Raw genomic sequence first — 9,660 nt, 5'->3', positions numbered from 1 at the left:
TCTTGGTTTTGTAATGCCTTTTATAGTAAGCTCCGCGTAAATTTTTAATTCTTTGTTATTATGATATTGAGTTTTTGTGATAACTAATTTTGCGTTTGGGAATTGTTTTACATTAAAGAAATCTTCATTTTTTAAATGCTCTATCAATCCAGTATTTGCTTCTGAGTTTTCAATATCTGTGCATGTAATTCTATTTAAGTCAATAACAAATGTACCTCCGGTAATAATGTTATTTTTTTAATAAAATAACCTTCTTTAAAAGAAACATTACCATAATGTCCTCCAATATAAAAAGCATAATCACATTGCCATTTTAAAATGCTTTTTGTGGTATTAATGTTAAGTTGTTCTTGTCCAAAAGATAGTAGCGTGGTAAAAATTGTAATTACGCTAATTAATACATGTTTTTTCATAATAGGAATATTTAAAATTAATGTTCGAGATAAAACTATATGGACATTAGGTGAAAAATGTCAAAAAAATGTAAAAGAAATGTCAACAGTTGTTAAATGTCAAGAATTTGTATGTTATTTACAGTAATTATGAAAAGAAAATACATTTATATTTATTTTGGATTAGCAGCCTTGATGTTAGTTTTGTGGTTGTTGCCTAAAAATAACGCGCATAATAATAGTAGTAATAATTTTTCTGAAACCGTAAAGATTGCTTTACGAGATGTAGGAAATACATTGTTGTTAAAAAATAAAGACTCAATATCATTGGTTTTACCTGTGTTAAATGTAAACCCTAACACTTATAAATTAGCATTTAATTCAAACCTGTCTTTAGAGCCAAACACTTTAGTAAAAAGTATAAAGCAAAGCTTAAATAAACTTAATTTACCTAGTGATTATAGGGTAGAAGTTTTAAGTTGTATAAACGAAGATGTAACTTATAGCTACCAAATGAATGCAGAAATAGAAAAAACTATAATTCCATGTTCTGGTCGAGTTTTACCATATAGTTGTTATCAAATTAATCTTAAATTTATGACTAAGGAAAGTTCTTTTTCTACACACAAAAATTTGTGGTTAATTATTTTTGTGCTTATCGTTGCTATTGGGATAGTAAATTACATTAAAACCAAAAATATACCCAAATCTATTGATGAGAAAACTAAAGATAAGAGCACTTATAATTTAGGCTATTTTAAGTTCTATCCAGAAGAAAATAAATTAGTAAAAGAAGCTTTAGAAATTAATTTGTCTAAAAAGGAATGCGAGTTGCTGTCTATTTTTGTTTCTCAGCCTAATACGGTAATTAGTAGAGAAGAATTAACTAAACGTGTTTGGGAAGATCAAGGCGTTTTTGTTGGAAGAAGTTTAGATACTTATATTTCAAAATTACGTAAAATTTTAAAAGAAGATTCTACTTTAAAACTAACCAATATTCATGGGGTTGGCTATAAATTAGAAATTTTTTAAAAACAACAGTTATTTTCCTCGATGTTTATTAATAACATCTTGTAGTTGTCGTCTAACTTTTTGTTCGCGTTCTAAAGCTTTTCTTCTATGTTCATCAAAATCGTTTTCAACTTCTGATAATTGATGTTTTGCTTCCTTTGCTATTGTGTTACTATTTTTAAATTGATAAAAGAAAAAGCCCAATAAAACTCCTAAAACAGCTATAATAGAAAATAGAATAGTGTTATAAGTTGTTTTAGTTAATGTGCTTCCAAATATGCTAATTTCATCTTTTTTTGAATTTGAAGCATCTAAATCTGATTGTATATTATTTAATTTACTTTGTAAAGTTTTTATATTTTTGTCTTGTTCTGATATTGTTACTAGAGTTTCTGAGTGTTTATCTGTGATAACTTTTAAGGTGTCAAGTGTATTTGATCTTAATTGAGCAATCCATTGTTTTTTTACAACTTCATAGTTTTGTCCTTTCTCATCTCTCCAATTCGTAGATTTTTTTATGATATATTCAAACTGATTAACAATAGTGCTTTTTGTTAAAGATAGCTCAGGAGTTGTTTTTGTAGAATCTACTTGGGCAAATGTAATTGTCGAAGTAAAAATTAGAAAAAGAAAAACACTTAGGGATTGTTTAAATAACATAATTAATAAGATTTCGTAATACAATGCAAAAATACAAAGAATGTGCTTATAGCTATGATAAATACATAAAAAAGCCTCAAATAATTTGAGGCTTTTTTATAATAATAATAGATTTAGTAGTAAGTAAAGCGTCTTACTTTAGCGATATGTTTCGCTAAACGAATAACTTGATGGCTATAACCATATTCATTGTCATACCAAATATATAGTAATACATTCTTACCATCTTTTCTTACAATGGTAGCTTTACTATCATAAATTGATGGAGCAGAAGAACCTACAATATCACTACTAACAAGTTCATCACTCAACTCATATTTAATTTGTTCAACTAAATCACCTTCTAAAGCATACTTTTTAATTGTAGCATTCATACTATCTACAGAGCATTCTTTTTCTAATTCTAAATTAAGAATAGCTAAAGATCCATTAGGAACTGGAACACGTATAGCATTACTTGTTAATTTACCTTCAAAACTTGGTAAAGCTTTGCTAACTGCTTTTCCAGCACCAGTTTCTGTAATTACCATATTTAAAGCAGCAGCTCTACCACGACGGTATTTTTTATGAAAATTATCTACTAAATTTTGGTCGTTTGTATAAGCGTGAATTGTTTCTAAATGTCCAGTTTTTACACCAAAAGTATCGTCTACAGCTTTTAATATAGGTGTAATAGCATTTGTAGTACAAGATGCTGCAGAGAAAATATCAATCTTATCAGGATCGTTTTCTAAATGATTTACACCATGAACAATATTTGGAACACCTTTTCCTGGAGCAGTTAATAATACTTTGTCAGCACCTTTAGAAGCTCTTAAACGTTCTAAAGCTTCTTTGTCTCTAAATACACCAGTGTTATCAATAACTAAAGCATCGTTAATTCCATATTTTGTGTAATCAATGTCTTCTGGTTGGTTAGCCGATATAATTTTAACTGTTGTTCCGTTAATAATTAAAGATTCATTTTCTAAATCAGTTGTTACGGTTCCACAAAAATCACCGTGAACAGAATCATTCATTAATAAAGCGGCGCGTTTTTGTAAAACAATAGCATCAATTTTTCCACGAGTTACAATAGCACGTAAACGTAACTGACTACCTTTTCCAGTTTTAGTCATTAATTCTCTTGCTACTAAACGACCAATTCTACCAAATCCGTAAAGAACAACATCTTTAGGTTTTATAGCTTCCGTTTTCTTACAACCTTTAAGCTTGTCTGCTACAAAAGCAGTCGCATTTCCATATTTACTTTCTTCTAAGTGGTATTCGTAAGTTAATTTACCAATATCTAATTTTGCTGGCGGTACATCTAACATTTTAATCGCTTCTGCTATTTCTACAGAGTCAAATACAGAGATTGGTTTTTGTACAAATTCTTCTGCGTATTCGTGTAGATTTAAAATATCGCTAACCGTACGGTCAATTAATTGGTTTCTAAATAATACCAATTCTATAGATTTATCGTACCATAAATCGCTAACAATTTTGATAAATTCTACAGTAGCGCGACGTCTGTCTGCTTGAAATGCTAATTCACTTTCGTAAGTTTCGTTAGTTGACATTCTTTTTGTTTTAGTTATGTTGATGTGTTTAACTTTCGCAAAAATAGATATTTCAAACGTTTTCATAAAACATTTTAACGTGTTTTATTCTTCTGTAATTTAACTTAAGGATATCTATTAATTAAGTTTTATACATTGGCATATTAATTGAATTTCATTATATAAGATACCAACTTATTATTAGGTTTTAACTGATTATCAGTTGGTTTTACTAATTTTTTAAAATTTAAAGATAAAGTGTAGCTATTATTAAGTGACACTTTGGCTTAATATATACTTATGAAAAAAAGAGATTTTTTTACACTTGACAGTTTGTCATTACAAGATATCGACGAGAATTCAGAATTAATTCCATTAATGACACCAGAAGATGAAGAAGCTATAAATAATGAAGCTTTACCAGAATCTTTGCCAATTCTGTCTTTAAGAAATACGGTTTTATTTCCAGGTGTAGTTATTCCAATAACTGCTGGACGAGATAAATCTATAAAACTAATTAATGATGCTAATAAAGGTAGTAAAGTTATTGGTGTTGTCGCTCAAATAGACGAATCAGTTGAAGATCCAACAGCAGATCAATTACATCAAACAGGAACTGTTGCTCGCATTTTAAAAGTCTTAAAAATGCCTGATGGGAATACAACTGTTGTAATTCAAGGTAAAAAACGCTTTGCTATAGATCAAGTAACTCAAGAGGATCCATATATTATGGCTACTGTTAAAGATGTTAAAGAAGTAAAACCTGAGAAAAATAAAGAGTTTAAGGCTATTATTGAATCGGTAAAAGATATTGCATTAAAAATTATAGAGGAAAGCCCAAATATCCCTAGCGAAGCTTCATTTGCAATTAAAAATATAGAAAGTGATTCGTTTTTAATAAATTTTGTGTCTTCTAATATGAATTTAGGTGTAAAAGAAAAACAAGATTTATTAGAAATAGGAGATTTGAAATCTCGAGCTTTAGAAACGTTAAAGTTTATGAATATTGAAGTTCAAAAATTAGAACTTAAAAATGATATTCAGTCTAAAGTTCAAAATGATATGAATAAACAGCAACGTGACTATTTCTTACATCAGCAAATGAAAACGATTCAAGAAGAACTTGGAGGTGTAAGTAATGAGCAAGAATTGGAAGAAATGAAAACTCGTGCTAAATCTAAAAAATGGGATAAAAAAGTAGATGAGCATTTCAAGAAAGAAATAGCTAAACTACAGCGTATGAATCCTCAGGTTGCAGACTATTCAATTCAACGTAATTATTTAGACTTATTTTTAGACTTACCTTGGAATGAGTTTAGTAAAGATAAATTCGATTTAAAACGAGCTAAAAAAGTATTAGATCGTGACCATTACGGTTTAGATGATGTTAAAAAACGAATTATAGAGTATTTAGCAGTTCTTAAGATTCGTAACGATATGAAATCACCAATCTTATGTCTTTATGGTCCTCCAGGAGTTGGTAAAACATCTTTAGGGAAATCTATTGCAGAAGCTTTAGGAAGAGAATATGTACGTATTTCTTTAGGTGGTTTAAGAGATGAAGCAGAAATTAGAGGTCATAGAAAAACTTATATTGGTGCAATGCCAGGAAGAATTATTCAGAGCCTAAAAAAGGCAGGAACTTCTAATCCTGTGTTTGTTTTAGATGAGATAGATAAATTAACCAATTCTAATCAGGGCGATCCATCTTCTGCAATGTTAGAGGTTTTGGATCCTGAACAAAACAGCGAATTCCACGATAATTTTCTAGAAATGGGGTATGATCTTTCTAAGGTTATGTTTATTGCTACATCTAATAGTTTAGGAAATATTCAACCTGCTTTACGAGATAGAATGGAGATTATAAATGTAACTGGTTATACTATTGAAGAAAAAGTAGAAATTGGGAAACAACATTTATTACCAAAACAATTAAAAGAACACGGTTTAACAGATAAAGATCTTAAACTAGCAAAACCTCAAATAGAGAAAATTGTTGAAGGTTATACAAGAGAATCTGGTGTTCGTGGTTTAGATAAACAAATAGCAAAAATGGTGCGTAATGCAGCAAAAAATATTGCTATGGAAGAAGATTACAATCTAAAAGTATCTAATGAAGATGTAATTGAAGTACTAGGAAGCCCAAGGTTGGAACGTGATAAATACGAAAATAATGATGTAGCTGGAGTTGTAACAGGTTTAGCTTGGACAAGTGTTGGTGGAGATATTTTATTTATTGAATCTATTCTTTCTAAAGGAAAAGGTACAATGACTATTACCGGGAACTTAGGTAAGGTAATGAAAGAGTCAGCAACCATCGCAATGGAGTTTATTAAAGCTAACGCAGACGATTTTGGAATAAAATCTGAAATTTTCAACAACTATAATGTTCATATTCACGTCCCAGAAGGCGCTACACCAAAAGATGGACCAAGTGCTGGAGTTACTATGCTTACGTCTTTAGTCTCTTTATTTACTCAAAAGAAAGTAAAGAAAAATTTAGCTATGACAGGTGAGATTACTCTTAGAGGAAAAGTATTACCAGTTGGAGGAATAAAAGAAAAAATATTAGCGGCTAAACGTGCAAAAATTAAAGAGATTATTTTATGCGAAAGTAATAAACGAGATATATACGAAATTAAACCTGATTATTTAAAAGGTCTAACATTTCACTATGTTTCAGATATGAAAGATGTTATAAAGTATGCTATAACTAATTCTAATGTCAAAAATTTTAAAAACTTAGAAATAGTAGGTAATAAAAAATAAAGTTTGTATTTAAGCGTTCTACATTAGATTTAGTTATTTTTACACATCAATGATTAAAACAAAACTGTTTATTATTTGTTTGTTTATTAGCGCCTTAGCCTTTTCTCAGCTTGGTGGTAATTCAACCTATCAGTTTTTGAACCTAGTTTCATCGCCTAGACAAGCAGCTTTAGGAGGAAAAGTGCTTACTAATGTAGATTATGATGTTACACAAGCATTGTATAATCCATCTACTATAAACTCCGAAATGGATAATCAATTAGCATTAAACTATACTAATTTTTTTGGAGATATTTCTTATGGAACTGCAGCTTATGCATACACATGGGATAGGCGTACACAAACTATTCACGCAGGAATGACCTACGTAAACTATGGTACGTTTGATGGTTATGATGAACAAGGAAACTCTACTGGAGAATTTACAGGAAGAGAAGCTGCGCTATCTTTTGGTTATGCAAAACAAGTAGGTTATTCAGATTTTTATGCAGGTGCAAATGTAAAACTAATTACATCCACTTTAGAGCAATATAGTTCTTTTGGAGCAGCAACAGATTTAGCGTTATTGTATATAGATGAACGTTTAGAGTTTCAAGCCACGCTTGTAGTTAGGAATCTTGGAACGCAGATTACAACTTATGCTGGCTTACAAGAAAGTTTACCTTTAGAGGTTAATTTTGGTATGTCTCAAACCTTAGAACACGTGCCAATTCGTTGGCATGTAACTTTAGAAAACTTACAGCAATGGCCAATTGCTGCGTCAAATCCTGGTCGTGTTCAAACAGATTTAGAAGGTAATGTTACCGAAGAAAAAGTAGGTTTTTTTAGCCAACTTATTAGGCATACAATTTTAGGAGCAGAATTATTTCCAGACAAAGGTTTTAATGTACGTTTAGGTTATAATTTTCGAAAAGCTGAAGAGCTTAGGATAGAAGAGCAGCGTAATTTTTCTGGTATTTCTGCTGGATTTGCCATAAAATTAAATAAATTACGTTTTAGTTATACGCATGCTAGATATTCGGCAGCATCAAATATTAATTTTTTCGGATTACAAATAGACTTAAGATAGTGAAACAAATTACCATAGCCATAGACGGATTTTCTTCAACAGGAAAAAGTACCATTGCAAAGCAAATTGCTAAACATTTAGGTTACGTTTATGTAGATTCTGGTGCTATGTATAGAGCGGTTACTTATTTTGCAATGCAAAATGGTTTTATAACTAAAGATTTTTTTAAAATTGAAAACCTTATTACTAAGTTAGATAGTTTAACTATTTCATTTAAATTTAATCCAGAGGTTGGTTTTGCTGAGGTTTATTTAAATGGCAAAAATATTGAACATGCTATTAGAACCTTAGAAGTTTCTAGTTTTGTAAGTAAAGTAGCCGCAATTCCAGAAGTACGATATCTATTAGTAAAACAACAACAAAAACTTGGAAAAGACAAAGGTGTTGTAATGGATGGACGAGATATAGGAACTGTAGTTTTTCCGTATGCGGAGCTTAAATTATTTATGACTGCTTCTGCAGACACAAGAGCACAACGCAGATTCGACGAACTTATTGAACGTGGAGATAAAGTAGATTATCAAGATGTGTTAACAAATGTACAAGAACGTGATTATATAGATTCTCACAGAGAAGATTCGCCATTAGTAAAAGCAGACGATGCTATAGAAATAGATAACTCTCATTTAACTAGAAAAGAGCAATTCAATAAAGTATTAGAGTTGGTAAACACTACTTTAGATAATTTGTATTAGGAGATTTAGCTAAATAAAAACACAAAAAATCCCATTTGAAATTTTCAAATGGGATTTTAAAGTCTAATGACCTATGTTAATAAACTACAGTATATTCCTATAAATTAGGAATTACTAATTCTTGATCTGGATGAATTACATCTGGATTAGATAATACGTTTTCGTTAGCAGCAAAGATTTCTTTGTACTTCATTGCGTTTCCAAAGTAATGTTTTGCTATACCACCTAAAGTTTCGCCTTTAGCAACAGTATGTCTTGCGTAAATAGTTTCGTCTGCAACTGAAATGTTTGCCATTAAATCTGAAGGACTATCTCCACCAGCTTCTTTAATTGCATCCCAAAGTAAGTTTTTTTCGTATTGAGTTCCAGCTGTACCTTTAATTTTTAATACGCCTTCTTCTTCTCTTACGTCTCCATTTTGAATGTTTAACTTTTCTCCTAAATCAAGAACGCTTTGGTATTTTGCTTTTAATGCCATTTTATTTATGTGTTTTTAAATTATACGTTATAAATATAACAAATAACATTCCAAAAAATTAACATTTTAAAATTTTTTTATATTTCGCTAAAAATGAGACTATTATAATAGTTAAAAGACATAAATAAAATGTTTTTAGAGTTGTGTTATCTAAAAATTAATGTTATTTTTGCACTCCTTTTAGCGATAAACGGGTTTATTAAAAGGGAAAACTAATTTAATTTTAACACTTCTGAAGTGTCAATCGCATAGAAAACCTTAGCACTCAGAATACAAATTTTTAATCAGCAAACCAATATGGCTGAAAAAACAAACAAAGCGGAAGTTGAAGCAACTGAAGCAAAAACAGCACAAGCTCCAGTAATTTCTGAAGCTCAAGCAAATCCTGAAAAATTCTTAACTGACTTTAACTGGCACAACTACCAAGAAGGTATTGATGAGGTTGAAGATTCTCAATTAAAAGAATTTGAGAAATTAGTATCTGAAAACTTTGTTGATACATTAGATGACGAAGTTGTAGAAGGAACTGTTGTACATATGACAGATCGTGATGCAATTATTGACATTAACGCAAAATCTGAAGGTGTAATTTCTTTAAACGAATTCCGTTATAACCCAAACTTAGCAGTAGGCGATAAAGTTGAGGTTTTAATTGATGTACGTGAAGATGCAACAGGACAATTAGTATTATCTCACAGAAAAGCTAGAGTAATCCAAGCTTGGGATCGTGTAATAAAAGCTAACGAAACAGGAGAAATTGTTAATGGTTTCGTTAAATGTCGTACTAAAGGTGGTATGATTGTAGACGTATTTGGTATTGAAGCATTCTTACCAGGTTCTCAAATTGATGTTAAGCCAATTAGAGATTATGATGTTTACGTTAATAAAACAATGGAATTTAAAGTAGTGAAAATTAATCACGAATTTAAAAACGTTGTTGTTTCTCATAAAGCACTTATTGAAGCAGATATTGAGTTACAGAAAAAAGAAATTATTGGTCAATTAGAAAAAGGACAAGTATTAGAAGGTGTTGTTAAAAACATTA

The 9,660-nt window shown here is 30.1% G+C and carries 10 protein-coding genes; 5 read left to right on the top strand and 5 right to left on the bottom strand.

Going from position 1 to position 9,660, the window contains the following annotated elements; genetic code table 11:
- A partial coding sequence (locus ACFDSN_RS07945) for a YceI family protein (protein ID WP_375239314.1) occupies positions 1 to 174 on the bottom strand: 174 nt, incomplete at its 3' end.
- Between the two features lie 20 nt (positions 175 to 194).
- Positions 195 to 413, bottom strand: coding sequence for a hypothetical protein (locus ACFDSN_RS07940; RefSeq protein WP_375239313.1), 219 nt, complete (start codon positions 411 to 413; stop codon positions 195 to 197).
- Positions 414 to 542: 129 nt separating this feature from the next.
- On the opposite strand from ACFDSN_RS07940, the gene ACFDSN_RS07935 reads away from it, so the two are divergent.
- On the top strand, positions 543 to 1,424 hold the full coding sequence (locus tag ACFDSN_RS07935; RefSeq protein WP_375239312.1) for a winged helix-turn-helix domain-containing protein: 882 nt from the start codon (positions 543 to 545) through the stop codon (positions 1,422 to 1,424).
- Positions 1,425 to 1,433: 9 nt separating this feature from the next.
- Here the strand turns inward: ACFDSN_RS07935 and ACFDSN_RS07930 are convergent, their stop codons facing one another.
- Positions 1,434 to 2,063, bottom strand: coding sequence for a tRNA (guanine-N1)-methyltransferase (locus tag ACFDSN_RS07930; RefSeq protein WP_375239311.1), 630 nt, complete (start codon positions 2,061 to 2,063; stop codon positions 1,434 to 1,436).
- Between the two features lie 113 nt (positions 2,064 to 2,176).
- Positions 2,177 to 3,625, bottom strand: coding sequence for a glyceraldehyde-3-phosphate dehydrogenase (locus ACFDSN_RS07925; protein WP_375239310.1), 1,449 nt, complete (start codon positions 3,623 to 3,625; stop codon positions 2,177 to 2,179).
- Positions 3,626 to 3,904: 279 nt separating this feature from the next.
- Here ACFDSN_RS07925 and lon point away from each other — a divergent pair, with 279 nt between their 5' ends.
- Genes lon through cmk form a run of 3 tightly spaced genes read left to right on the top strand, consistent with a single transcriptional unit; the run spans position 3,905 to position 8,137 of the window.
- Complete coding sequence (gene lon / locus ACFDSN_RS07920; RefSeq protein ID WP_375239309.1) at positions 3,905 to 6,373, top strand: endopeptidase La; 2,469 nt, start codon at positions 3,905 to 3,907, stop codon at positions 6,371 to 6,373.
- 49 nt (positions 6,374 to 6,422) lie between these two features.
- Complete coding sequence (porQ, locus tag ACFDSN_RS07915) at positions 6,423 to 7,442, top strand: type IX secretion system protein PorQ (protein WP_375239308.1); 1,020 nt, start codon at positions 6,423 to 6,425, stop codon at positions 7,440 to 7,442.
- Complete coding sequence (gene cmk / locus ACFDSN_RS07910; RefSeq protein ID WP_375239307.1) at positions 7,442 to 8,137, top strand: (d)CMP kinase; 696 nt, start codon at positions 7,442 to 7,444, stop codon at positions 8,135 to 8,137. The genes porQ and cmk overlap by 1 nt, the downstream gene beginning before the upstream one ends.
- A gap of 97 nt (positions 8,138 to 8,234) precedes the next feature.
- On the opposite strand, the gene ACFDSN_RS07905 is transcribed toward cmk, so the two are convergent.
- Positions 8,235 to 8,615 carry a LysM peptidoglycan-binding domain-containing protein gene (locus tag ACFDSN_RS07905; protein WP_375239306.1) on the bottom strand — a complete coding sequence of 127 codons (381 nt, stop codon included), beginning with the start codon at positions 8,613 to 8,615 and terminating at the stop codon, positions 8,235 to 8,237.
- A gap of 297 nt (positions 8,616 to 8,912) precedes the next feature.
- Here ACFDSN_RS07905 and ACFDSN_RS07900 point away from each other — a divergent pair.
- On the top strand, positions 8,913 to 9,660 hold a 748-nt coding region (locus tag ACFDSN_RS07900; RefSeq protein WP_375239305.1), incomplete at its 3' end, for a S1 RNA-binding domain-containing protein.

Source organism: Aurantibacter sp. (assembly GCF_042094015.1).
Classification (GTDB): domain Bacteria; phylum Bacteroidota; class Bacteroidia; order Flavobacteriales; family Flavobacteriaceae; genus Aurantibacter.
Note: the sequence above shows the minus strand (reverse complement) of the source record. Positions and strands in the feature narration are given on the sequence as shown.

Excerpts from the sequence above, each read along its gene's own strand:
- ACFDSN_RS07930 (WP_375239311.1), bottom strand. The coding sequence starts at position 2,063 with ATGTTATTTAAACAATCCCTAAGTGTTTTTCTTTTTCTAATTTTTACT.
- ACFDSN_RS07940 (WP_375239313.1), bottom strand. The coding sequence starts at position 413 with ATGAAAAAACATGTATTAATTAGCGTAATTACAATTTTTACCACGCTA.
- ACFDSN_RS07925 (WP_375239310.1), bottom strand. The coding sequence starts at position 3,625 with ATGTCAACTAACGAAACTTACGAAAGTGAATTAGCATTTCAAGCAGAC.
- ACFDSN_RS07905 (WP_375239306.1), bottom strand. The coding sequence starts at position 8,615 with ATGGCATTAAAAGCAAAATACCAAAGCGTTCTTGATTTAGGAGAAAAG.
- porQ (WP_375239308.1), top strand. The coding sequence starts at position 6,423 with ATGATTAAAACAAAACTGTTTATTATTTGTTTGTTTATTAGCGCCTTA.
- ACFDSN_RS07935 (WP_375239312.1), top strand. The coding sequence starts at position 543 with ATGAAAAGAAAATACATTTATATTTATTTTGGATTAGCAGCCTTGATG.
- lon (WP_375239309.1), top strand. The coding sequence starts at position 3,905 with ATGAAAAAAAGAGATTTTTTTACACTTGACAGTTTGTCATTACAAGAT.